Here is a 24,101-nt window from a genome sequence, read left to right as displayed (position 1 = left end):
TCTTAACTGGCCGCGCTGTTCGCGCGCCCGGCTATATCGGCGCACCGCGCCATGAGCGCCTCGAACGGCTCTGCGTCATCGAAGAGCAGTCCATCCTCGACCATACGAATGTAGTCTTCCTCCAGCGCCTTCGCGCCATCGCCGACAGGGACGAGTTGCAAGCCGCCGTTGACGGCCGCGGCATAATCGATTGGCGAGCGATCAGCGGCCTTCTCCGCAAAGAACATCGACTTGTGGCGAGCAACCGCGTTCGCCAGTTCGCGATCTGCGAAGGCCGTTTCCGCAAGACCGGCTTCATCGAGCCGGGCGACATCATGCCAGTGCCGGGCGAAGCGGTCCCCGCGCAGCCGTTCCTGATGACAGAAGACATGGATGGCGGTCGCCTTCTCCCAGAAGGTCCGCTCGGCGTGCATGACGCGCGGACGCGCTGTCGGGAATATCAGGCCATCGATCAGGCCAGAGGCATCGCAGACAACATCGCGCAAACTGGCCGGCTCGCCCGTCGACCGCGCGCCGAACTCCAGCATGACACTGGGGGCGACATAGCCCGATCCGGTTGCGGTCGGTTCGTAGTCGATAAAGAGCCGATCACCTTCGACGCGGATCGCCGCAGCCAAACCTTCCGTTGCCAGGGCATCGGAGATCACCGGTTGCACGACAGCGCCAACCCATTCCGGTAGCCGGCGACGAACCTCGCTGGACCAGCGCTTCTCCTCGCTTCGCGTTTTCGGCAGGCCCTCGCCATTGTCCCCGACCAGGTCGGGCGCGATGGCCCGAATGTCGTAGGTCAGATCCACATCCTCCGAAAACCGATGGATGACCTGATAGGCTTTCGACAGCGATGTGCCGCCCTTGAACACCAGATGCTCACCAAGCGGCGCCGCGTAGAGCGTGCTCAACGCCCACACCACCCAGACGTCCTTTTCGAGCAGATGCGCGGGCCGCCCCGAACGATCCGCCGCGACGCCAAGGGCGTCGCGGCGATCCTGAGCCGAGAGGAGCAGGAAGGTTTCAGCCATAGGCCGCCTTCCCGACACTCTGCGCCAACCATGTCGGAAGCTGCGGCGCGGCCGCCACCAATTCGCCAAAGGCGCTGGCTGGCAGCTTTCGCTTCAATGTCCGGAGCGCAGTTTCGGCTTTCTCCGGGCCGAGCCAGGCCAAGGCCCGGACGGCCTCTCCCGCCGGCCGGTTGGCCAGAGCCAATTGCCAGCGCGGGGCATGGCGCAATTCCACGACCTGCTTCCCGAGATTCATCTTCCGGCTGCGCCCGGAGGTCAGATAGACCGAACGAACCGGCACCTGCGTTGTCAGGCCAAGCGCGTTTGCGGCCGCCGCACCGTTCGAGACGATGGTCTCGCCACGCTGGCTGGCAAGGGCCTCCACAGCCTGTTCGACCGACGGCGCGCGCGTCCCGAACCGACTGGCGACGGGGCGGAGATAGACACCGCGCCCAGCCCGGATGAGTTGTTCGCGCTCGGCCAGACGCGACAAGGCCTGGTCCACCGCGGCGCGATTGCCGAGGTGGAGCAGCCCCTTAGCGGACACAGAAGCGCCTTCGGGCAAGCCCGTCATATGCGACAGAATCTGTTCGGTCAGCCGTGTCATCGTCTTTCTCCTGTCAGGAAAATACGCAGTTTTCTGACAGTTTTCAAGGAAACACATCCGGGACGGAAAGCTGGGGCAAGGGGGAAAGCCTTCCCCTGCGGTCGAGCCAAAGGGTCTCGCCCGACCCCTTCTGCGGGGAGATCCCCGCAACGCCCCCATAGAGTGAGAGTGCGGACGGGGTTTCCCGTGACGGGTTGAGGGCTGGAGAAGAGGTCTCCGGCGCCCGTCGCGGAGAACCGCGATGTTCAGGAAAAACCACAGCGCCCGCGCCAGCTCAGGCCGGACGAGCCTCTATGACGACATCACCGACAAGATCATCGCCGAGCTTGAGGCTGGCCGCGCGCCCTGGGTCCAGCCATGGGGGTCGGCCACGGCCAAGGCGCCGCTCGCCATGCCCCGCAACGCTGCGACCGGACGGCACTATTCCGGCATCAATGTGCTGATCCTTTGGGGCGCGGTGATCCAGCACGGCTTCCCTGGCCAGAGCTGGCTCACCTTCCGTCAGGCGCTGTCGCTGGGCGGCAATGTCCGCAAGGGTGAGCATGGCACGACCGTCATCTATGCCGAACGCTTCACGCCGGAGGACGAGAAGCGCCGCGCCCGCGAGACCGGCGAGGACGCCGCCGCAATTCCGTTCCTCAAGCGCTTCACCGTCTTCAACGCCGCGCAATGCGACGGGCTGCCGGACAACATCGCCGCCATCGCTCCACTGCCACCGCCTGGCCTCATCGAGCCGCGCGTCGAGGCTCTGATCGAAGCGACGGGCATCGATTTCCGCATCGGCGGTGATCGCGCCTTCTATGTGCCGGCGCACGACTATGTGCAGGTGCCGCCACCGCAGGCCTATTTCGAGCCGATCAACTGGCACCGCACGGCCCTGCACGAACTCGGGCACGCCAGCGGCCATGCCTCCCGGCTCGGCCGAGATCTGACCGGCGGTTTCGGCACGAAGAAATACGCCTTCGAGGAGTTGGTGGCCGAGATCAACGCGGCCTTCTGCTGCGCGTCTCTCGGCATCGTACCGACCGTCCGCCATGCCGACTATATCGGCGCCTGGCTGGAGGTGCTGCGCGAGGACAATCGCGCCATCGTCCGCGCCGCCTCCCAGGCGAGCAAGGCGGCCGATTGGCTGCTCGGCTTCCTGCCCGACGCCGATCTCGGCCCGGACGACACCATGGCCGGCGACGAACGGCAGGCGGCGTGATCGAATATGAATACCGGAAAGGCGGGAAAGCAGGTCTCCGGCTTCACGCCTTTCCGCACGCCTTTCCGCTTCTGCGGCGCTGCCCTTCTTAGAGTGAGAGGGCGGCGCTTCGCTTCGTGACGGGTTGGAGGTCGAGAGAGAGTCTCCCGGCCGCCCGTCGCGGAGTAACGAACATGGCGAGTGCCATCCAGAAGATCACCCTGTCGTCGGCGCGCGACATCCCCTTCAACAAGCTGGTGCTGAGCCAGTCCAACGTCCGCCGCGTCAAGGCCGGCGTCTCGATCGAGGAAATGGCCGAGTCCATCGCCCGGCGCGGCCTCATCCAGAGCCTCCATGTCCGTCCCGTCCTCGACGCCGATGGCGCGGAGACCGGCATGTTCGAGGTGCCTGCCGGCGGTCGCCGCTATCGCGCACTCGAACTGCTCGTGAAGCAGAAGCGTTTGGCTAAGACGGCGACGGTGCCCTGCGTCATCGGCGACGCCAACAGCGACATCCTCGTCGACGAAGTATCGCTGGTCGAGAACATGGAACGCGCACCGCTCCATCCGCTCGACCAGTTCCGCGCCTTTCAGGCCATGCGCGACAAGGGCATGACCGAGGAGGCCATCGCCGCTGCCTTCTTCGTCAACGTCACGGTGGTGAAGCAACGCCTGCGCCTCACCTCCGTCTCGCCGACCCTGCTCGAAATCTATGCCGATGACGGCATGACGCTCGAACAGCTCATGGCCTTCACCGTCAGCCCCGACCATGCCCGGCAGGAACAGGTCTGGGACGCGATCAAGGATAGCTGGCAGAAGGAGCCCTATCAGATCCGACGGATGCTGACAGAGACCGCGGTTCGCGCCTCGGACAAGCGGGCCATTTTCGTCGATGTCGATGCCTACGAGGCCGCAGGCGGCATCGTGCTGCGCGATCTGTTCCAGTCCGACGACGGCGGTTGGCTGCAAGACCCCGTCCTGCTCGACCGTATGGTGGCGGAGAAGCTGAAAGCCACCGCCGATCAGATCGCCGAGGAAGGCTGGAAGTGGATCGAGGTCGCGGTGAGCTTCCCCTATGGCCACGACCACGGCCTGCGTGAACTCTCCGGCGTTGCGGTCGATCTGACCGACGAGGAACGCGCAACCCGCGAAGCGCTGCGCGAGGAATATGACCGGATCGAAGCGGAATATTCCGAGGCCGACGAGCTGCCCGACGTGATCGATCAACGTCTCGGCGAAATCGAGCAGGCCCTGGAGGCCTTCGAGAACCGCCCCGTCAGCTACGATCAGGCCGACATCGCAATCGCCGGCGCCTTCGTCAGCCTCGACGCCGACGGCTCGCTGTCGATCGACCGCGGTTATGTCCGCGCCGAGGATGAGCCCCAGGCCGAGCCCGATGGCGAGGCGTCCGAGGGCGACCAGCCCGATACGCCGGCCGTCCAACGCGCGGTCATCACCATCGGCGGCAAGCCCGCCGAGCCCGAGGACGATGAGGAAGACGGCATCAAGCCGTTGCCCGAGCGTCTCGTGATCGAGTTGACCGCCCATCGCACCCTGGCGCTGCGCAACGCGCTGGCGGAACATCCGCACGTCGCCATGACCATGTTGCTGCACAAGCTTCTGAGCGACACCTTCATCCACACCAACCCATCCGGTTGCCTCGAGGCCAATGTCCGCCACATCTTCTTCTCGGCCCAGTCCGAGGAATTGAAGGACAGCCCATCGGCGCAGGCGGTCAACGATCGCCACGAACGCTGGGGGGGCCACATCCCCGCTGACGATCAGGCGCTCTGGGACTGGCTGACCGATCTCGATGACGGCACGCGCCTGGAGTTGCTGGCGCTTTGCGTCAGCTACGGCGTCAATGCGCTGTTCGAGCGCCCAAATCCCTATTCCGGCTCGGGCGTCAGTCAGCATGGTCTCGACGTGCGTCTGGCGCAGGCCGACCGGCTCGCGCGGGCTACGGGCATGGACATGGTAGCCGCTGGCTGGAAGCCTACGGTCAGCAACTATCTCGGCCGCGTGACCAAACCCCGCATTCTCGAGGCCGTCCGCGAAGGCGCCGGCGAGCGGGCTGCGCAGCTCATCGACCACATGAAGAAGGGCGACATGGCCAAGGAGGCCGAACGCCTTCTGACCGACAGCGGTTGGCTGCCCGAGCCGCTGCGCCTGGCGTCCATCGATGGCGATCAGCTTGAGTCCAGCGATCAGGCCGATACCGGCGAAGACATCGCCTTGCCGGACTTCCTCACCGAGGACGGCGAGGACGAAGACACCGACGAGGATGAAGTCCAGCACGCCGTCGCCGCCGAATAACGCGGATCGCGCGGGGCGCCGTTCGTCCCGCGCATCTCACCCCGATCTTCCACACCGCCCGGTCCCATGGTTGACAGCCTGAACGGCTGTGCCCGTGCGGGCCGGGCATTCTCGTTTCAGGAGCCTGTCATGGCCGACTATTTCACCCATTTCTCGTGCCTGCTTGATGTCGGCACGCCCGAGAACGCCGCCCGCGCGCTCGACCTCTACAACCGCCTCTCCGAGGCCGGCGCATCGGAAGAACCGCCTTCCGAGGGCTTCCTTCTCTCGATCCAGCCCGAGCATGGCGGCACGCAGCTCTGGATGCACGACGACGTCACTGGCGATCCCGAGCACCTGATCCAGTTCGTGAAGCGCTGCGCCGCAGAGTTCGGTCTGACCGGCCGCTGGGGTTTCCAATATGCCAACACCTGCTCGAAGCCCCGGCTCGACGGCTTCGGCGGCGGCGCGCATGTTCTCGATCTCGCCAGCGGGGAGACCGTGGACTGGATCTACACCGATGGCTGGCTCGACCAGACCCTCTCCGGCGAGGGAGGCCCGCTATGAGCATTCCGTCCCATGCCCGGAGCAATTTTCAGACGCTGCTGCGCGCTGCCGGTGACGGCAACCTTGCGCTCATGGAATGCCTCGATGCCGTGACCGGCGCTCCGCGTTACGTCATCTGCGCGGTGGGACGAGACGATGGTGATTTCGTCTTCACGCCCTTCGGCCACCTCGCCGACGGCAATCCCTATGACGCCTACCTGCCGCCCGACCCTGGCGATCCTGGCGGCTTCATGCATCTGGGCACGCCCGGAGAAGCGCCATGATGGACATCGACGCCATCTTCGCCGCCGATTACGAGCGTCCGCCCGCCGAGCGGTCTCTCCCCTGGCTGGAAACCAGAGACGGAATCACCATCGTCGTGGAACCCAAGCCCCATTGGGCCAGCGACATGCGGGCCTTCAGGGCCGAGGCTCGCGAATATTGCGCCTATGCCGATTGGACCGCGAACGGCGCGCGCGCCCGGTTCTTCGGGCACATCGACACCAGCGGCGATGATCTGATCCGCAAGGCGCGCAGGCTCGTCGCCCGCGAGATCACCGACGGGCACTGGGCCTGACCCCTCAAAGCGCCTCTGCCGCTCGGCCGAGGCGCTTTTTTCATGTCGGCAGCGACGTGTTCGAGAGTGAGAGGGCCGCCGGGACGGGTTTGAGTCCGTGCGGTCGAGAGAGAGCGCCGTCCGGGCTTCCCGTTCCCGCTCTCCCGAGGTTCCGATCCATGAACATCATGTCCACCGTAGCCAGTCCGGCTGCGCCCGTTGCCCGCGCGTCCGCCATCATCGCCGCCGCCCATCAGCTTCTCACCCTGCTCGAACGCGGCCAGCGGATCGACAACGCCAATCTCCGCATCGCCATGGAAACGGCCTTCGAGGCTTCCGACACGAGCGGCGCCTGGGACTGGAAGACGGCCTACGAAGCCTGTGAAGGTGCGACCGTCCTGTTCCTGCGCAAATACGGACGTGCGCTTTTCCGTAAAGCCGGCACTCCGGCTGCACGGCTTTCCGCCCTGTCGAAAATCACCGGCCTTCTGCCGACGCACACCCGTCGCTCGGAGGAAGCCCAGGCGCTTCAACAATTCTCGACGCCGGTCCCGCTCGGCCTCGCCGCTATCGCGGCCGCAGCGATCACACCGCACGACATTGTGCTGGAGCCGTCGGCAGGCACGGGTCTTCTCGCCATCCTTGCCGAGATCAGCGGCGGCTCGCTGCTCCTCAACGAACTGGCGGAAACCCGCGCCGATCTACTTGGCCAGCTCTTTCCAGCCCTTGCCGTCACGCGGTGCGACGCCGCCCAGATCGACGACCACCTTCCGGCGTGCGCCGTCCCTTCCGTCATCGTGATGAACCCGCCCTTCTCGGTGATGGCGAACGTCTCCGGCCGGGTCGCCGACGCCGCTGCGCGTCATGTTGCATCGGCCCTGGCGCGACTTGCCGATGGTGGGCGTCTGGTGACTATCACCGGCGCAAACTTCGGCCCCGAGCAACCGGCCTGGCGCAACACCTTCGTCCGGCTTCAGGAGCGTGGCCGCGTCGTCTTCACCGCGGCGATCCACGGCTCGGTCTATGCCAAGCATGGCACGAGCATCGAAACGCGGCTCACCGTCATCGACAAGCTGCCGGCCGAAGACCCGGCCACGTTCCCTGGGTCCGCCGGCGTTGCACCCGACGTCGCTACGCTGCTCGCATGGATCAAAGCGCAGATTCCACCGCGCCTGCCGGTCGCTCTGCCCGACATCACGCCGCCCGTGTCGGGCTCGGCGCCCCGCACCGTGCGGGGTTATCTCGCGCGCACCGCCACGGAGCGTCCGGCCGCACGCTCAACCATGGATTCGCAGGGCGTTGAACTCGCCTACGACACGATGGACTGGACGCCGCCGGAAGGCGCCCACCTCACGGACGCGATCTATGAAGAATACGGATTGCAGTCGATCCGTATTGCCAGTTCTCAAGCGCACCCCACCAAGCTCGTGCAGTCGGCGGCCATGGCGAGCGTTGCACCGCCCAAGCCCGCCTATCGGCCGATGCTGCCCGCGAACATCACCGATCTCCTGTCGGACGCCCAGCTCGAAACCGTTATCTATGCCGGCGAAGCCCATTCGGACTTCCTCACCGGCTCCTGGACCGTCGATGCGACCTGCGATCTCGTGCAGGCGGCCAAGCCCGATGCTGAAAACGCCGTGCGCTTCCGGCGCGGCTTCATGCTCGGCGACGGCACCGGGGCCGGCAAAGGCCGTCAATCTGCCGGCATCATCCTCGACAACTGGCTGCGCGGTCGCCGCAAGGCGGTCTGGATCTCCAAATCCGACAAGCTGATCGAGGACGCGCAGCGCGATTGGTCCGCGCTCGGCATGGAGCGTCTGCTGGTCACGCCGCTGTCGCGCTTCCCGCAAGGACGACCGATCACGCTATCGGAAGGCGTCCTGTTTGCAACCTATGCCACGCTACGGTCCGACGACCGTGGTGAGAAGGTTTCCCGCGTCCGGCAGATCGTCGAATGGTTGGGCTCCGATTTCGATGGAGTGATCATTTTCGACGAGAGCCACGCCATGGCCAATGCCGCAGGCGGCAAGGGAGAACGCGGCGACGTTGCCGCCTCACAGCAGGGACGCGCGGGCCTTCGGCTTCAGCACGCCCTGGCCAACGCGCGCATCGTCTATGTGTCGGCTACCGGCGCGACCACCGTCCACAATCTCGCTTATGCCCAGCGGCTCGGGCTGTGGGGCGGTGAGGATTTCCCCTTCACCACCCGCGCCGAATTTGTCGAGGCGATCGAGGACGGCGGTGTCGCGGCCATGGAAGTGCTCGCCCGCGACCTGCGTGCGCTGGGCCTCTATACCGCCCGCTCGCTCTCCTACGATGGCGTCGAATATGAGCTGATCGAGCACGCCCTGACCGACGAGCAGCGGCGTATCTACGATGCCTACGCCAGCGCCTTCGCCGTCATCCACAATCATCTCGACGCCGCGATGCAGGCGGCCAACATCACCGGCAGCCCAGATAGCGGGGGAGCCACACTGAACCGCCAGGCCAAGTCCGCCGCCCGCTCGGCCTTCGAGTCCGCCAAGCAGCGTTTCTTCGGCCATCTGCTCACGTCGATGAAAACGCCCACGCTGATCCGGTCCATCGAACGTGACCTGGATGATGGCCACGCTGCTGTCGTCCAGATCGTCTCGACCGGCGAAGCGCTGATGGAGCGCCGGCTGGCGGAAGTCCCAACCGAGGAATGGAACGATATTCGCGTCGACATCACGCCGCGCGAATATGTTCTGGACTATCTGGCCCATTCCTTTCCGGTCCAGCTCTACGAGCCGTTCACGGATGGCGAGGGCAATCTGTCCTCGCGCCCGGTCTATCGCGACGGCCACCCCGTCGAGAGCCGTGAAGCTGTCGCGCGCCGTGACGAGCTGATCGAACGTCTTGCGTCTTTACCACCCGTTCCGGGGGCGCTCGACCAGATCGTACAGCGCTTCGGCGCAGATATGGTCTCGGAGGTGACGGGCCGCTCCCGGCGCATCGTCCGCAAAGGCGAACGCTTCGCCGTCGAAAACCGCGCGCCATCCGCCAATCTTGCCGAGACGGCTGCGTTCATGGACGACCTGAAGCGCATTCTCGTGTTCAGCGACGCCGGCGGCACTGGCCGCAGCTATCACGCCGAACTGTCAGCGAAGAACCAGCGTCTGCGCGTGCATTATCTGCTCGAACCCGGATGGAAGGCCGACGCCGCCATCCAGGGTCTGGGTCGCACCAACCGCACCAACCAGGCGCAGCCGCCGCTGTTCCGCCCGATCGCCACGAACGTCAAAGCCGAGAAACGCTTCCTGTCCACGATCGCACGCCGACTCGATACGCTGGGCGCGATCACGCGCGGTCAGCGCCAGACCGGCGGCCAGGGTCTGTTCCGGCCCGAGGACAATCTGGAATCGAGCTACGCCCGCGATGCGCTGCGGCAGCTCTATCTCCTGATCGTTCGCGGCAAGGTCGAGGGTTGCTCGCTGGGTCGCTTCGAGTCCGCGACCGGCCTGAAATTGACCGATGACAACGGCATCAAGGACGAGTTGCCGCCGATCACCACGTTCCTCAACCGCCTGCTGGCGCTGACCATCGAGCTTCAGGGCATCCTCTTCACCGCCTTCGAGCAATTGCTCGACACCAAGGTGGCCGGAGCCATCGCCAGCGGCGTTTATGATGTCGGGCTGGAAACGCTGACGGCGGAGAGTTTCGTCGTCGCTGAGCGCACGACCATCTACACCCATCCGGCAACGGGCGCACAGACGCGGCTGCTCACCATTACCGAGCGCCGCCGGAACCAACCGACCACGCTCGATACGGCGCTCGGCTGGCTCGACGATCCGCATGCCCGGCTGCTCATCAACGCGCGGTCGGGACGCGCTGCTGTCCAGGTGCCGGCGCCGTCCATCATGCTCGACGACGGCGAGATCGAGCGCCGTGTCCGCCTGATCCGGCCGATGGAACAGCACCACGCAAGCCTCGCCATGATGGAAGACAGCCATTGGCAGGAAGCCGCTCGCGACAGCTTTGCAGCGGTCTGGCAACGTGAAGTCGCCGAAGTGCCAGCCTATACCGATGGCGCCATCCACATGGTCAGCGGTTTGCTCCTGCCGGTGTGGAAGCGCCTGCCGAACGAGTCGACGCGCGTCTATCGGCTCCAGACCGACGATGGCGAACGCATCATCGGGCGGCGGGTTTCGCCCGCCTGGGCCCTGAATGCCGCCTCGACGGGCGCGGCCAACCTTAGCAGCGATGATGCCTACGCCGCTCTGGCGGATGGTCGCACCATCCTCGACCTGGCCAGCGGGCTCCAGCTTCGCCGCGCGCGCGTCATGGGCGCGAACCGGATCGAACTGTCAGGTTTCACCGACACCATGCGGGATCGCCTGCGCGCCTATGGCCTCTTCAGCGAGATCATCTCGTGGAAGCTGCGCTTCTTCGTTCCGGTCGATGCCTCTGGTCCCGCCATCATCGGCAAGCTGCTCGCCACCTATCCGGTCGAGCGGATCAGCGAGCGTGAGGCCGCGTGATGGCTCGGCAGGACGCTTCTGAACTGGCACACAGTCTCGGCCGACAGGCCGAGGCGGTCTGCCGTCACTATCTCTCCAACGGCCACCGGCAGGGCAACTACTGGCAGGTTGGCGATGCTCGCAATGCCGTAGGCCGCTCCATGTTCGTGCGCCTGCGCGACACCCCGAAGGGACCAGCGGGCAAATGGACCGACGCCGCCACCGGCGAACATGGCGACCTTCTCGACATCATCCGGGAAGCGCTCGGCCTCATCGACTTCGCAGACGTTGCTCAAGAGGCGCGCACCTTCCTCAGCCTGCCGCACCCCGAACCGGAGCCGGCATCACGCCGCGGACTGGCGCCAGCGCCATCGGGGTCGCCCGAGGCGGCACGCCGTCTCATCGCCATGACGCAACCGATCACCGGGACCATTGTGCAGACCTATCTGCGCAAACGCGGCATTGTGCTTTTGCACGGAACCGGAAACCTGCGCTTCCACCCCCGCTGCTACTACAAGCCCGACGATGGCCCGACCGAGACCTGGCCCGCCATGATCGCCGCCGTCACCGACCTCGCTGGCAAGATCACCGGCGCGCACCGCACCTGGCTTGCGCCTGACGGCTCCGACAAAGCCCCCATCGACACACCGCGCAAGGCGATGGGCGATCTCCTCGGCAATGCCGTCCGCATCGGTGCGCCCGGCAGCGTGATGGCGGCAGGCGAAGGTATCGAGACCATGCTGTCGCTCCGGCAGGTCCTGCCCGATATGGCGATGGCGCCGGCGCTTTCGGCAGCACATCTGGCCGCCATCCTGTTCCCGGCGACTTTGCGGCGGCTCTATATCGTTCGAGACGACGATCCGGCCGGTGACGGCGCGCGGGACATGCTGATCGAACGGGCGAACGCCGAGGGAATCGAGGCCATCCCATTGTCGCCGGCATTCGGGGACTTCAACGAGGATCTGCGGCGGCTCGGTATCGATGCGCTTCGGGCAGGCGTTCGAGTGCAGCTCGCTCCAGAGGACGTCGCACGTTTCATGGAGCTGGCCGCCTAGCCGGAAAGGATTGGGGAGCGGCGCTCAGCCCCCATGCCCGCAACGATGCGCCAGTGACGGCAAAAGGACCGCGCCTCGGCCTTCGAGAGGGCGATCGGCCATCAGCCGGGCCGGACAAGGCAATGGCTGCGGCCGACGATTTTCCGGCGGCGCATGTCCACCCCACGCGGCAGGCCGCGCGGGGACCCCGAACCCGCGCCTTTCCATCGCGAAACAAAATCGCCGGCCTTCGCCATCCTCCGCTGGCGCTTCGGCCCTACGCTTCGCTCCGGGTGCAGGTCCGTCCCGCCCGACGGCTTCGTCGCCATGAAGGCCGCGACGGTCGCGGTCCTTGCCGACGGAGCATCCCATGAGCGAGCACGACGACTACGAACCACACCACGAGTCATCCCCGACCGACCATCTGATCCAGGACTTGCAGCTCCACGGCTATCGCCCCTCCGAAGACGAGTTGGACCAGCGCCCGCCACCGGAAGACCGCATCATCGAAGGCGCCGTCGCCGACATCTTCGACGCCCTGGTCTCCACGATCACCGACACCAGCCTCGACTTCGATCTCCCCGATCTCCTCTGGTCGACCGTCAATATGTTCCACCGCGCCGTGGACCGCATCGAACAGAAGCTCGACGACAACGAGCAGGCGCAAAGGCAGCTTCAGCGCGAACAGGATGGCTCCGAGGTGAAGTCCCTCCAGCTCGAGCGCCTCATCGACATCGGCATGAACCTGATCGACCGCCGCGACGGCATGGAAACCTTCCGCGAAGCCGCCGCTGGACGCTACCTCGTCGCCACCGGCTCACCCTGGTCGCAACGCACCGGATCACGGGTCAACCATCGCAACCTCACCGCGTCGCTGATCGACAGCCGGGATTTCCTCGCCGCCAGGAGGCGCGCGGATACCGAGGTACTCGTACCCGCCGGCCCGAAGATCGCCTTCTCGGGCGGCGACACCGCTGACCACAAGCAGATCTGGGCCAAGCTCGATCAGATCCATACCAAGCACCCCGACATGGTGCTGCTGCATGGCGGCTCTCCGAAAGGCGCCGAAAAGATCGCTTCCCGCTGGGCCGACAGCCGCAAGGTGCCGCAAGTCGCCTTCAAGCCGGACTGGACGAAGCACGCCAAGGCCGCACCGTTCAAACGCAATGACCTGATGCTCGGCATCGTGCCGATCGGGGTCGTGATCTTCCCCGGCACGGGCATTCAGGACAACCTGGCCGACAAGGCCCGCAAGATGGGCATCCCGGTCTATCGGTTCGGCTCGGGCGGCGCGTAAGCGCCGCCGGGACCGGCTACCTTGAAAAATTGATGGCAATTCTGATATTATGCTATCACCGCTATCAAACTTGCAGGAGGCGCTATCATGCCCGCAGTTACGATCAGGAATTTGTCCGACGCGACGCACCGCGCCCTCAAGGTGCGGGCGTCGCAGCACGGCCGCAGCGCCGAAGCGGAAATGCGCGACATCCTCGAAATGGCTGTCCGCCCCGATACGCGCCTCCGGCTCGGCACGGCGCTCGCGGAACGCAGCCGCCGCCTCGGCTTGACCAATGAGGATGTCGAGGCCCTCGACCAAGCTCGTGACAAGACGCCCGCCAAACCGATGAGCTTCGAATGATCCTCCTCGACACCAATGTCGTATCGGAGGCGATGAAGCCCGCTCCCGACGAGGCCGTGCGCGCATGGCTCGACGAGCAGGCAGCGGAAACGCTCTTTCTCTCCAGCGTCACCATCGCCGAGCTGATGTTCGGCATCGGCGCGCTCCCCGATGGCAAGCGCAAGGAGCGTCTCACCGAAGCCCTGGATGGGGTGATGGAACTGTTCGCAGACCGCATCCTCCCGTTCGATGTCGATGCTGCGCGCCGCTATGCGGATCTCGCCGTCAAAGCCCGAGCGGCCGGGAAAGGCTTCCCTACTCCCGACGGCTACATCGCGGCGATCGCAGCCGCCAAGGGTTTTGCCGTCGCCACGCGCGATAACAGCGCATTCGAGGCCGCGAATGTCACGGTCATCGATCCCTGGAAGGCCGGGCGCTGACATCCGGCCACCGGCAGCGCAGGTGAGGTCAGCCGAGCCGGCAGCAACAGTCCTCGCGGCATGCAGACAACCCGGTCTCCTGATCGGACGACCACCCCCGCTTCAAGACGCTGATCCTTGGGTTCAGCCGATGGCCTGACGCCATCAACCCGTAAAGGGTCGGACTACGCATAGCGTGCCGCCGCTCCGGCTTCGCCTGCACGGTGATTGCGGCCACCGGCCGAACTCTTCGGGCGCCTGTCAGCGGGGGATGGACCTCCGCTCAAACAGGAGCCAGGTCGATGTCCTTCCAAACCGCTCACGCCTTCGCCTTCAGCCTCGCTACCACCCTGATGGCGGCCATCGTCATCTATCGCGCCGGAGACGGCACGCTCTCCGTCACCCCGGCGTCGGAATATGATGGCGATGAAAACGCCATCGTCGGCGAAATCGACCCCTTCACCTCATGAGGCGAACCGGGTCGCGCAGTCGGCGGACGCTTCACGCTTCTGCTCCCCCCGCGGCTGGAATTCTGCTAATCTCGCATGTGCGCCGTGGTGGTGGTGGAGGCGCGTCCGTCTGACATTTGACGAAAGACACCACCATGATCTTCATCGGCTTTCTACTCAGCATCGCCGCCATCGGCTTCCTCTGCTGGCTCCTTTTCACACTTGCGGTGTTCGCTCTTCCGTTCTTCGCCGGCGTGACTGCCGGCACATGGGCCTATGGCACCGGCGCGGGCTGGCTCGGCGCGATTGTCGTCGGCTTTGTCGCCGCTGGCCTGACCTTCGGCATCGGCCAATTCCTGCTCGCCACCGTCCGTCCGACCTGGGCACGCCTGCTCATCGCCGCAGCCTTCGTCGCCCCGGCTGTCGTCGCCGGATTCCATGCCACCCATGGCATCATGAAACACACCATGCCATCGGAGACATGGCAGACCGTGTTCTCCGTCATCGGAGCGATCGCGGTCGGCATCGTCGCCTTCGTGCGCATCACTGGAATGGCGGCCTCCGACCCATCTGCCGGGCATGTGTCCCACGCCTAAACCCGCAGCGCCCATTGCGGCGGGATCCAGCGGCATATACCTTTGCCCTCCACGCCATCTGGTCGCCCGATGGGGAAGCGGCATCGCGAAGCATCGGCTGCGCCCACCTGTCACGGAACGATGGAGCGCGTCGGGGCGGCAACGACATCGTGGCCGGCAGCCCCTCAGCGTCGAGGCGTTTCGTCAGAGCTGGCGGAATGGCGAAATGCGCAGCGCAGGCCTGTTCGAGGGAGATCTACGCCTGTGATCGCCGGTCGGACTTCCCGGGCCAATGCGAAGGTCGCCGCCGTCTCCGCCGTCGATCCGTCCAGCACCCGCACCAGAACGGCCTCTTCAATGGCCTGATCTGGCCGACGGACGGCTTCGCCTCGAGCGCCTAAGCCACAACGGCTGGCCCCGACTTTCTTCCCCTGCCGGCTGCGCCGTCATTCCTCGCGAAACAACAAAGTCGCGCCTGCGCCATCCTCCGCTTTGCTGCGGTCGCAAGCGATGTGTCGTCGCTCGCCTCCGTCCGGTCGATCGCCATCGAGGCCGCAATGGTGCGGGCTCGAAACGGAAAACGGAGACTTACAATGGCGACCATCGGCACCTTCAAGAAGACCGGCTCGAACGAATTCGGCGGCGAAATCGTTACCCTCAGCGTCCAGGCCAAGGGCGTGCGCATCGTCCCCGACCTGCGCGCCAGCGGCGAGAACGCTCCCAGCCACCGGGTCCTGGTCGGCCGCGCCGAGATCGGCGCCGCCTGGTCCAAGCGCTCCAACGAGGGCCGCGACTATCTGGGCCTCAAGCTCGACGATCCGAGCTTCAACGCTCCGATCTACGCGAACCTCTTCGATGACGAAGACGGCGAAGGTTACTCGCTGATCTGGTCCCGCCCCAACGGCCGCCGCGCAGACTGAGGCGGCGTCACGAGGCCCCGGCCGAAAGGTCGGGGCCGCCTTCCTGCTCAAATCGCACCCGATCGCAGATGCGTGCCCCAAATAGTCGGGTCACACCGAAGGCGCACTCTTCCAGCATTACGGCAAAAGCCAGCCCGCAGAACCTTCGCTTCACTGACAACAACGCCTCGATTGCCCGAATCAGCAAATCGGCGCCAGCATGACACGGCCCTTCGGCAACCTCTTTGAGCTGGCAGAAACGGGCCAATACGACTAAAATAGCCGTAGTTCTGGAGCGCGCGCCGGTTGCGATGGGAGGTGATCATGCATGATCACCGCCCGACAATCACGGGCCGCACGCGCGTTGCTGGGTTGGACACAGGAGACGCTCGCTGACAAGGCCCGCCTATCGCTGACCGCGCTCAAGCGCCTCGAATCCGAAAGCGGGCTCGATGTGTACGAGACGACGCGCGATCAGGCACGCAGGGCCCTGGAAGCTGCCGGCATCGTCTTCCTGTCGACCGACCGAGGGCAAGGAGTGCTGCTGGTCGATGATCGCGGAAACAAGCCGAACCGATCTACAGGCTTACGCTGACCTGTGGGCAGCCAGGTTCCTCATCATTCGCACTGCCTCCATTTCGGATCAAACATGGATAATAGACAGGCACCGCATATTCGCCGAGTCTGCACCATGACCGCACCATTCCAGGACCTCGCGCCATCGGGGCAAGATCTCACCGATTACGACAAGTCGCACGCCAAACTATACATGCGCTTGCTGGATGCGGCCGCTGACGGCGCGCATTGGGAGGAAGCCGTGCGGGTGTTGTTCGACCTCGATCCCGCCCGTGAACCCGAACGCTGCCGACGCATCCATGACAGCCATCTCGAACGCGCCCGCTGGATGACACACACCGGCTATCGGCATCTCCTGCGACCGGCTCACCGCTGAGAGGCTGCGAACCTGCGTGATGCCCTTTCGACATCACGCAATGCCCTCCTCCGGGCTTCCAACACCCTCGTCGCGCCACGAAAAATCACACGCTCGACTTACGCGCAGCACGCGGGAGAGTTGATGCGATGAGGCCCGATACATCGAACTGGCGAGACGACCGCAGCTACGATTTCTTCGATACACTGCCGATCGAAGGTCTCGCCTGGGAGTGCCTTCGCAGATACCGCCCTTATCAGGACGATTACGCCAGACTGGTCGATGCTGGCACCGAGACTCAGCCGCTACCTGACGACAGGCAGCAGCGCTGGGGGTTGCGATTTCCCTGCAAGACCAGGTCGTTCTGCCCTACAGCAACAGGTGGTGTGGTCGCCGCAGAGCGATCCCGCCGTCCTCTTTCTGACAGCACGGCCGAACTTTCTGCCGTCCAGCTCAAACAGCCTCGCCGACAGGTTCGCTGCGGGCCGTGATGGCCCTGAAGGAGCCTATGCCGGTCTTCCCGAGCACGACCTCCAGCTACTCTTCCTACCCGGCATATCCGCACACGACCAGCTTGCGGCGGTCGTCCCCATCGATGACGACATCCTCGATCGCATTGATGCGCTGACACGCCTCGCGCGCGCCTGGCTCCAGCGTCCGCCATTGCGCGACACGCGCATGACCGCCGAGCAGCGCCGTCGCTTTCGCCTCAAACTTCGTGCTGCTGACGGCCGCATGAACGGCGCGACCTATCGCGACATCGCGATCGCAATCTATGGCGCGGCGCGCATCGATACCGATCCTTGGAAGACCTCGCCGCTGCGGGATGCCGTGATCGCCTTCGCCGAAGCCGGATTGGCCCTCATCGATGGCGGCTATCTGCACCTGCTTCGGCATCGTCGGCGCACCTAGCCGGCGCCACCGACAGGGGTGGGGAATTTAGCCATCCCAAGTCCCCCATCCATCCCGCCGGAGGTTCTCCGCCACCGTTGTCGCTGTCAGCCGCTGATCGCCAGCGGCCCCCAGCAACCCCACGGAGGCCCGCCCAATGCGACCCGATACCGCCGCGCTCCCGCCACGCTACCTGCGGACCAAGGAAGCCGCTGAATTTCTCAGCCTGTCCGCGCGCACCCTGGAAAAGCATCGCACCTACGGCACTGGTCCGGCCTATCACAAACTCGGCGGGCGCGTCGTCTATTCGGTCGACGATCTGGAGACCTGGGCCGAGCGCGGCGCCGTGACCTCGACGTCCGATCCGCGCGGCTCCGTGCTTCCCGCAAAGCGCCAGACGCTACCGACCGGCCAGATCGCCGGCCGATACGCACGCTGATCGTGGCTGGTCCCTTTCATGGTGGTGCGTCGTCGTGACCCTTCGGAGCGTGGGCAGCTCGACCTGTTTCGCGCGCTTCCCGGCGACTTCGCGCCACGAGACGCGCAGGATCTCATGGCCTATCCCTTCTTCTCCCTCTCGAAATCACACCGCATAGCGCCGATCGACTTTTCGGCGGGCGGCGTCTCCATCCGGGTAGAGGCCGTTCCCGATCATGGCATGGCCACGATCTGGGACGCCGACATCCTGATCTGGGCCGCCAGCCAGATCGTCGAGGCCCGCGACGCGGGCCTGCGCACCTCGCGTCTGATGGCGGCGACACCCTATGAGATCCTCACCTATGTCGGGCGCGGCACATCCATGCGCGACTATCAGCGGCTCAAGGCCGCACTCGACCGGCTGCAATCGACCACCATCTCGACGTCGATCCGCCAGCCCGCCGAAGGCCGCCGTCACCGCTTCTCGTGGATAAACGAGTGGCAGGAGCGCACGGATCGCCAAGGACGACCGGATGGCATCGAGCTGATCGTCCCCGACTGGTTCTACAAGGCCGTCCTCGATGACGCGCTCATCCTCACCATCGATCCGGCCTATTTCGATCTCACCGGCGGCCTCGATCGCTGGCTCTACCGCCTCGTGCGCAAACACGGCGGCCGTCAGCGCGGCGGCTGGCGTTTCGACCTGCGCCACCTCCACCTCAAATCCGGCAGCCTGTCGCCGTTCAAGCGCTTCGCCTTCGAACTGCGCGACATCGTGCGGCGCCAACCACTGCCCGGCTACGTCCTGTCGCTCGAAGTGGAAATCGGCGGGCGCACGCTGCTGGCTTTCGAGCCACTGGCCGCCTGTGGAAAACCTGTGGGCGGCCTCGTGCTATCGGGAACCCGACCTATCGTGCCATCGGGAACCCGAGGCTCGTGCCATCAGGAACCCAGTCCGGCCTTAACGTCTGGAAATCGTGGGCGGATTCGCGCCCTTAACTTAGAGTCTAATATACTGACTCTAACTTGTTGTTGTGAGTCAGTGAACTGTGGAGACAATGCGTCTTCTTTTCAGTCTGCCATCGGCGGACTGATCCGTAAAGCCGCTCTTGCCTGCGAAGACGCCGCCGCTCGCCCGCCAGGACGCGCGAGCGCCGCCGTTTGCCGCCGCTGCGGCCGTCCCCGTCCATCATCGTCACGCTGAGGTGCGGCTCATGTCTCTCCGAGGAGCACTCGCTAATATCCGTGGTCGGCATGGTGTCCGCCACATTCCGGGATCTGGAGACCAGGCGGTCAGGCTAACAAGCGCCGTGCGATCAGGCCCGAAGGCCGCCGGCAACTCTAATTTCGATCTCGCCCGTGTCCCCGTCTCCTCGGGAGACGCCGCTCCGCCGTGGCGGAACCCGGTGACGCGCCGGAAGGGTCCGGCCGGATCGCCTACGCCGCCATCACGCGCGGGCGATCCGGCCGCCCCGCAGGCCGACGCCGTATCGGAAGGTCGATCCATCGACCCAGATTTTGTGCAGCAGCACGGCCAGGGCGCGCGCGACCGCCGTTGCGGCCTTCTTCAGCCCCTTCTTCTTCAGGAGCCGCAGCCCCCACAGCCGCAGCTTGAAGCTTTTGGGGATGCGCGTGAGGATCGCGATCGCCGCCTCGTAGAGCATGGCCCGCGTCAGGTCGTCGCCGCATTTGGAGATCCGCCCCGACCGGTCGGTCTCGCCCGACTGGTAGCGTCGCGGCGTCAACCCGAAGTGGGCGCCGACGGTCATGGATTTCCGGAAGCGGCCGGGATCGTCGACGGTGGCCCGGAAGGTCAGCGCCACGATCGCGCCGACACCCGGCACCGTCATCATCCGCTTCACCGCTTGGTCGTTGCGCGCCGCCGCCAGCGCCAGCCGGTGCAGCCGGGCGAACTGGAGCCGCATGGCGGCGCGGGCGACCAGCAGCGGCTCGACGATCCGCTCGAGATCGTCCGCGCCGGCCAGCAGCTCGCGCACCCGCGCCTCGAAGCGCCCGGTCGAGACCGTCCCGACCTTCAGCCCGAACGGCCGGATCAGGCCGCGGATCATGTTCTCCATGTCGAGCACCTTGCCGAGCAGCGCCTTGCGCCCGCCGAGCAGCATACGCAGCGCCTGCGCCTCGCGCGACTTGACATGCACCGCCCGGAACCAGCCCGTGCGCATGAGCTGCGCGATGCCCCGCGCGTCGTTGCGGTCGGTCTTGTTGATCATCGCGGCCAGCGCCGCCTTGGTGTGGCGCGTCTCGATGCAGGTCACCGGCAGCCCCTTCTCGTCGAGCGCGGCATGCAGCCATGCGCTGAACGAGAAGGCCTCCAGGCCGACGCGCTTCAACTGCACGCCCCACTCGGCCAGGAACAGCTCGATCGCGTCGGGATCGCTCGGCAGCTTCCCTTCCCGGACGACCTTGCCGTCACCGTTCACCACGCACACGCTCGTCGCCTCCAGCGACACGTCCAGTCCCGCGTAGTAGTCCATTTCGCGCCTCCGTCGCCGATCCCGGCGACGCACCGCGCACCGCCTCCTACGATCGCTTCCAGACGGCATCATCGCCACAGCCACCACCTTGGCGAGAGGGCACAGGTCAGTACCCCGGCTAACCAAGAATCTAACTTTGAAGAGCGCGCGCGCGATGTGGAAAACCTCATCCGCACCGCCGCAGCGAACCTCCGCGCCGCCGGGAAATCACCGCTCAAGGGTGCTCCAGCAGCTCAGACGAGCCGGAAAGAGAGCGAACCGGCTTCCCCCGATCAGCTTCCGCTCCTCGATCCGCCTGGAGGTGCGCGATGATCGTCGCGTTCCTCAACCAGAAAGGCGGTGTTGGCAAGACAACGCTGGCGCTCAACCTTGCCGGCGAACTCGCCGGGCGCGGTCAGCGCGTCACGCTGATCGACGCGGACCCACAGGGCTCGGCCCTCGACTGGTCTGAGCAGCGCAGCCATGAGGGCCTGCCGCGCCGGTTCGGCATCGTCGGCCTGGCGCGCGACACGCTCCACCGCGAAGCGCCGGAACTGGCCCGCGATGTCGACCACGTCGTCATCGACGGCCCGCCGCGTGTCGCAGCCCTCATGCGCTCGGCGCTGCTCGCCGCCGACCTCGTGCTGATCCCGGTGCAGCCGTCGCCGCTCGACGGCTGGGCATCGGCCGAGATGCTGACGCTGCTCCGCGAAGCCCGCGTCTATCGCCCGGAACTGGTCGCCCGCTTCGTGCTCAATCGCTGCGGTGCGCGCACCGTCCTGGCCCGCGAGACCGCCGAGACCCTGGCCGATCACGATCCACCGTTGCTCGCCACCACCATCGGCCAACGTATCGCCTTCGCCGCCGCCGCGCAGACCGGCCGCCTGGTCGCCGAACTCGACGCTGCGACATCGGCCGCGCGCGAGATCGCGGCCTTCGCCGATGAACTCCTGCGTCTGCGGATCGACGGGGGCGCACAATGAACGAACGATCCCCTCGTCGTGGCTTCGCCGCACGCCCCGCCGATCCCGACCAATGGATCAAGGCTGCGGACGACGCACCACGCGCCGCTGACGTCGCTGCCTTCACCGCCAGGCTCACCATCGATGTGACGCCCGAACTGCGCGGCCGGATCAAGATCGCCGCGTTCGGGCGCGGCGTCACCGTCGCCGACATGCTGCGCGAGCTGCTCGCGCGTGAATTCCCCTCGACACCAGGAGACCCCACATGACCGGCACTGCGGCTCCACGCATGCGCGGCGGCCCGCTGCCGTCAGCGCTCCCCCATGACAGCATGACCCACGTCGAACTGACGTGGATCGAGAAGAAGATCGAATACTGGATCAGGTTCGGCCGTGAGGCGCATGAGCAGATCCTCGACCGCCGCCGGCGTGTCGTCTCCTTCCGTCCAAACACCGTATTCGCGTTCGTGCGATGGGCGGCCAACGACTTCGGCACGATCATCTCGCGCATCGACATCGTGCGCGCGGTCGAGCCCGGAGAGCCCTACCAAACGCTGCCCTTTGTCCGGCCGGGCGGTGAAATCCTGCTCAGGATCGACGGATGGCCGAAGGTCGAAGACGTGCTGCGCCACGTCGATGCCATTGAAGCGATCGACATCGAGGCGGACGCCGTTTCGCCGGAACACTGGCGTCACGTCCACAATCGGATGGCGGCTGGACATCAGCCGCGCCCCTATACGCTCGACCAGCATCGCGCCTTCCTCCTGCGCCGGAGGACGCGGTCGTGACGCGCGCCGGTCTCTTCCTCGTCATGGCTCTCGCGACCACGGGCATCAGCTATCCGGCGCTCACCCCGATGCCGATCAAGTTCCTGTGGAACGCATCGGCGAGCGCCCCCATCGGCTTCTACACGATCGACGTCGATGGCCCGTTCGACATCACCGATCTCGTTGCCGTCGATGCGCCCGAGCCGCTCGCGACCTTCATGGCCGAACGCGGCTATCTTCCCAAAGACGTCCCGCTGCTGAAGCGCATCCTCGGCGTTTCCGGGCAGACCGTTTGCCGCTCGAACCTCTCCGTCACGATCGACGGCCTCGAGATGGGCGATGCGCTGCCGCGTGATCGCGCCGGGCGCGACCTCCCGGTCTGGCAGGGCTGCCGCCGTATCCCGACCGGCGAAGTCTTCCTCATGAACTGGCAGGTCCGCGACAGCCTGGACGGTCGCTATTTCGGCCTGACCTCCACTGACCAGATCATCGGCCGCGCCGTCCCGCTGTGGACCGACGAGGACGGAACGGGCCGCTTCGAATGGCGCGCACCGACGCGATGAACACCTCGCCATCGGCGGGGGCGGCGCCCACCGATGGCTTTCCCAACGTCGCCGCAAAGGAAGTCATCATGCCTCAGATTGGTCAATTCACGCGCCAGGACACGGGTTTCGCCGGCAAGCTGGAGACGTTCACGCTCTTCCGCGATGTCGTCATCGTGCCGGCAGAGCCCTCCGATGCCGAGAACGCGCCGGATTACCGCGTTCACGCCAGCGACGATGGCAAAGCCGAAGCCGGTCCGGAAATCGGCGCGGGCTGGAAACGCACCGGCGAGCGCGCGGGCGAATACGTTGCCGTACTGATCGACGACCCTGCGCTGCCGCAGCCGATCCGCGCCAATCTGTTCCGCGACGATGACGCCGGAAACGCCTGGTCGCTGCACTGGTCGCGCTCGCGCGACCGCGCCGGGAAGGACTGACCGATGTCCGGTCCCCGTCCAGCGATGAGCCATCGGGATGCGCGCGGGCGGCATTACACCGTCCGGCGCGTGGCCTTCCTTCTCCTTTCCGGCCTGGCCCTCGCAGCGGGCGCAACGGACGCCGCTCTTGCCCATTCTGTGTCGGCAGCGCGCACGGTCGCTGGCGATCCGCACGCCGCCTTCGTCACCGAAGCCTCGCAGCGGTTCGGCATTCCCGAACACTGGATCGTCGCCGTCAAACGCGCCGAAAGCGCCGGCGATGTGCGCGCGGTATCGTCGGCCGGCGCGCTGGGGTTGATGCAGGTCATGCCCGATACCTGGGCCGCGCTTCGCGTGCGCTATGGGCTCGGGCGTGATCCCTACGATCCGCGCGACAACATACTCGCAGGCGCTGCCTACCTGCGCGAAATGTTCGACCGCTATCGCACGATCCCCGCAATGCTGGGGGCCTACAATGCGGGGCCTGGCCGCTACGACGAATACGTCCAGACCGGCCGCGCCCTGCCCGCCGAAACGCGGGCCTACATCGCGCTGCTGGCTCCGCAGCTAGGCGCACCATCGCCGGCGAGCGCGCCATCGCCGGCGAGCGCGCCATCGGTTGCGCCGCCACCGCCGCCGGATTGGCGGGAGGCGCCGCTCTTCGTCGTGCGTTCCGCCGACGCTCGTTCGGCAACATCGCCATCGGAAAACGCGCGGTCGAGCGACAGCCGCTCCTCCGTCGCGGCGCGCACTCCCGATACCGCCGAAGACTCGAACGCCCCGATCGTGGTCGCTCGCTCTGACGGGGGGACGCCCCGATGAGCTGCGGAAGTATCCTTCGCACTCTGTCGCATTTCGGCGTGACATGGAGGGCACAAGGGGGAGAGGCAGGCACAACAACCGCACGATGGCAGGATAAAAGGCCGCACATTGCGCGGCGGTCGGGCGGTTGTTTTTGCAGGATATTTTGGCGCGCTCCGCACATTGCCGTGCTTATCGGCAATGTGCGCCTGACGCCCAATTGCCTGTATCAGCGCGATTTTTCG

At 65.9% G+C, this 24,101-nt stretch carries 28 protein-coding genes; 25 read left to right on the top strand and 3 right to left on the bottom strand.

The features are described 5' to 3' along the window. Positions 1–2: 2 nt before the first annotated feature. Together FBZ89_RS22580 and FBZ89_RS22575 are read right to left on the bottom strand one after the other, a co-directional pair. Positions 3–1,019, bottom strand: coding sequence for a nucleotidyl transferase AbiEii/AbiGii toxin family protein (locus tag FBZ89_RS22580; protein WP_145752373.1), 1,017 nt, complete (start codon positions 1,017–1,019; stop codon positions 3–5). Continuing rightward, entirely contained in the window at positions 1,012–1,605 is a 594-nt protein-coding gene (locus FBZ89_RS22575) for a DUF6088 family protein (RefSeq protein WP_145752372.1), read from the bottom strand. The genes FBZ89_RS22580 and FBZ89_RS22575 overlap by 8 nt, the downstream gene beginning before the upstream one ends. A gap of 241 nt (positions 1,606–1,846) precedes the next feature. On the opposite strand from FBZ89_RS22575, the gene FBZ89_RS22570 reads away from it, so the two are divergent. The 19 genes from FBZ89_RS22570 to FBZ89_RS22480 all read left to right on the top strand — a co-directional run bounded on the left by FBZ89_RS22570 (position 1,847) and on the right by FBZ89_RS22480 (position 19,099). Beyond that, positions 1,847–2,809 (top strand): ArdC family protein, encoded by a 963-nt coding sequence (locus FBZ89_RS22570; protein ID WP_145752370.1) that lies wholly within the window; start codon positions 1,847–1,849, stop codon positions 2,807–2,809. A gap of 173 nt (positions 2,810–2,982) precedes the next feature. Next, positions 2,983–5,103 (top strand): ParB/RepB/Spo0J family partition protein, encoded by a 2,121-nt coding sequence (locus FBZ89_RS22565; protein WP_145752368.1) that lies wholly within the window; start codon positions 2,983–2,985, stop codon positions 5,101–5,103. A 129-nt stretch (positions 5,104–5,232) separates the two neighbouring features. Further along, positions 5,233–5,649 carry a hypothetical protein gene (locus FBZ89_RS22560; RefSeq protein WP_145752366.1) on the top strand — a complete coding sequence of 139 codons (417 nt, stop codon included), beginning with the start codon at positions 5,233–5,235 and terminating at the stop codon, positions 5,647–5,649. Continuing rightward, complete coding sequence (locus tag FBZ89_RS22555; protein WP_145752364.1) at positions 5,646–5,912, top strand: DUF6117 family protein; 267 nt, start codon at positions 5,646–5,648, stop codon at positions 5,910–5,912. Before FBZ89_RS22560 ends, FBZ89_RS22555 begins: the two co-directional genes overlap by 4 nt. Next, complete coding sequence (locus tag FBZ89_RS22550) at positions 5,909–6,205, top strand: hypothetical protein (protein WP_145752363.1); 297 nt, start codon at positions 5,909–5,911, stop codon at positions 6,203–6,205. Before FBZ89_RS22555 ends, FBZ89_RS22550 begins: the two co-directional genes overlap by 4 nt. 158 nt (positions 6,206–6,363) lie before the next feature. Further along, a complete protein-coding gene (locus FBZ89_RS22545; protein ID WP_145752361.1) occupies positions 6,364–10,683 on the top strand; it encodes a strawberry notch family protein in 4,320 nt (1,439 codons plus the stop codon). Then, a complete protein-coding gene (locus FBZ89_RS22540) occupies positions 10,683–11,717 on the top strand; it encodes a DUF7146 domain-containing protein (RefSeq protein WP_145752359.1) in 1,035 nt (344 codons plus the stop codon). Before FBZ89_RS22545 ends, FBZ89_RS22540 begins: the two co-directional genes overlap by 1 nt. A 349-nt stretch (positions 11,718–12,066) precedes the next feature. After that, positions 12,067–12,993: a DUF2493 domain-containing protein gene (locus FBZ89_RS22535; RefSeq protein WP_145752357.1), complete on the top strand. Its 927-nt coding sequence runs from the start codon at positions 12,067–12,069 to the stop codon at positions 12,991–12,993. Between the two features lie 87 nt (positions 12,994–13,080). Beyond that, complete coding sequence (locus FBZ89_RS22530) at positions 13,081–13,335, top strand: FitA-like ribbon-helix-helix domain-containing protein (protein WP_145752356.1); 255 nt, start codon at positions 13,081–13,083, stop codon at positions 13,333–13,335. Next, the gene (locus FBZ89_RS22525; RefSeq protein ID WP_145752354.1) at positions 13,332–13,754 is read left to right on the top strand and encodes a type II toxin-antitoxin system VapC family toxin; all 423 of its coding nucleotides are present in this window, start codon (positions 13,332–13,334) and stop codon (positions 13,752–13,754) included. The genes FBZ89_RS22530 and FBZ89_RS22525 overlap by 4 nt, the downstream gene beginning before the upstream one ends. A gap of 281 nt (positions 13,755–14,035) precedes the next feature. After that, positions 14,036–14,203, top strand: a complete 168-nt coding sequence (locus FBZ89_RS30975) for a hypothetical protein (RefSeq protein WP_186457513.1) — start codon at positions 14,036–14,038, stop codon at positions 14,201–14,203. A gap of 134 nt (positions 14,204–14,337) precedes the next feature. Beyond that, a complete protein-coding gene (locus FBZ89_RS22520) occupies positions 14,338–14,778 on the top strand; it encodes a hypothetical protein (RefSeq protein WP_145752352.1) in 441 nt (146 codons plus the stop codon). 572 nt (positions 14,779–15,350) lie between these two features. Next, on the top strand, positions 15,351–15,677 hold the full coding sequence (locus FBZ89_RS22510; RefSeq protein WP_041535876.1) for a DUF736 domain-containing protein: 327 nt from the start codon (positions 15,351–15,353) through the stop codon (positions 15,675–15,677). 307 nt (positions 15,678–15,984) lie between these two features. Continuing rightward, positions 15,985–16,251, top strand: a complete 267-nt coding sequence (locus tag FBZ89_RS22505) for a helix-turn-helix domain-containing protein (RefSeq protein WP_045811379.1) — start codon at positions 15,985–15,987, stop codon at positions 16,249–16,251. 96 nt (positions 16,252–16,347) lie between these two features. Continuing rightward, on the top strand, positions 16,348–16,608 hold the full coding sequence (locus tag FBZ89_RS22500) for a DNA -binding domain-containing protein (RefSeq protein WP_047167743.1): 261 nt from the start codon (positions 16,348–16,350) through the stop codon (positions 16,606–16,608). A 128-nt stretch (positions 16,609–16,736) separates the two neighbouring features. After that, positions 16,737–17,078, top strand: coding sequence for a transcriptional regulator domain-containing protein (locus FBZ89_RS32075; protein WP_145752350.1), 342 nt, complete (start codon positions 16,737–16,739; stop codon positions 17,076–17,078). After that, complete coding sequence (locus tag FBZ89_RS22490; RefSeq protein WP_232093329.1) at positions 16,972–17,499, top strand: DUF2285 domain-containing protein; 528 nt, start codon at positions 16,972–16,974, stop codon at positions 17,497–17,499. Before FBZ89_RS32075 ends, FBZ89_RS22490 begins: the two co-directional genes overlap by 107 nt. Before the next feature lie 136 nt (positions 17,500–17,635). Beyond that, complete coding sequence (locus FBZ89_RS22485) at positions 17,636–17,917, top strand: helix-turn-helix transcriptional regulator (protein WP_012110094.1); 282 nt, start codon at positions 17,636–17,638, stop codon at positions 17,915–17,917. 18 nt (positions 17,918–17,935) lie between these two features. After that, positions 17,936–19,099: a replication initiator protein A gene (locus FBZ89_RS22480; RefSeq protein WP_246172463.1), complete on the top strand. Its 1,164-nt coding sequence runs from the start codon at positions 17,936–17,938 to the stop codon at positions 19,097–19,099. Positions 19,100–19,343: 244 nt separating this feature from the next. On the opposite strand, the gene FBZ89_RS22475 is transcribed toward FBZ89_RS22480, so the two are convergent. Then, a complete protein-coding gene (locus FBZ89_RS22475; protein ID WP_145752346.1) occupies positions 19,344–20,390 on the bottom strand; it encodes an IS110 family RNA-guided transposase in 1,047 nt (348 codons plus the stop codon). 308 nt (positions 20,391–20,698) lie between these two features. Here FBZ89_RS22475 and parA point away from each other — a divergent pair, with 308 nt between their 5' ends. Genes parA through FBZ89_RS22440 form a run of 6 tightly spaced genes read left to right on the top strand, consistent with a single transcriptional unit; the run spans position 20,699 to position 23,877 of the window. Next, positions 20,699–21,352 carry a ParA family partition ATPase gene (gene parA, locus FBZ89_RS22465; protein WP_145752344.1) on the top strand — a complete coding sequence of 218 codons (654 nt, stop codon included), beginning with the start codon at positions 20,699–20,701 and terminating at the stop codon, positions 21,350–21,352. Further along, positions 21,349–21,600 (top strand): hypothetical protein, encoded by a 252-nt coding sequence (locus tag FBZ89_RS22460; RefSeq protein ID WP_145752342.1) that lies wholly within the window; start codon positions 21,349–21,351, stop codon positions 21,598–21,600. The genes parA and FBZ89_RS22460 overlap by 4 nt, the downstream gene beginning before the upstream one ends. Then, complete coding sequence (locus FBZ89_RS22455) at positions 21,597–22,118, top strand: DUF2840 domain-containing protein (protein ID WP_097140455.1); 522 nt, start codon at positions 21,597–21,599, stop codon at positions 22,116–22,118. Before FBZ89_RS22460 ends, FBZ89_RS22455 begins: the two co-directional genes overlap by 4 nt. Next, on the top strand, positions 22,115–22,660 hold the full coding sequence (locus FBZ89_RS22450; protein ID WP_145752341.1) for a S26 family signal peptidase: 546 nt from the start codon (positions 22,115–22,117) through the stop codon (positions 22,658–22,660). The genes FBZ89_RS22455 and FBZ89_RS22450 overlap by 4 nt, the downstream gene beginning before the upstream one ends. After that, positions 22,639–23,076, top strand: coding sequence for a DUF736 domain-containing protein (locus FBZ89_RS22445; RefSeq protein ID WP_425465973.1), 438 nt, complete (start codon positions 22,639–22,641; stop codon positions 23,074–23,076). Before FBZ89_RS22450 ends, FBZ89_RS22445 begins: the two co-directional genes overlap by 22 nt. 3 nt (positions 23,077–23,079) lie before the next feature. Then, on the top strand, positions 23,080–23,877 hold the full coding sequence (locus FBZ89_RS22440) for a lytic transglycosylase domain-containing protein (RefSeq protein WP_145752339.1): 798 nt from the start codon (positions 23,080–23,082) through the stop codon (positions 23,875–23,877). Positions 23,878–24,101 lie beyond the last annotated feature (224 nt).

Origin of the sequence: Nitrospirillum amazonense (assembly GCF_007828045.1) — a bacterium.
Classification (GTDB): domain Bacteria; phylum Pseudomonadota; class Alphaproteobacteria; order Azospirillales; family Azospirillaceae; genus Nitrospirillum; species Nitrospirillum amazonense_C.
The sequence above is the reverse complement of the archived record's forward strand: the minus strand, read 5'-3'. Positions and strand labels throughout refer to the sequence as shown.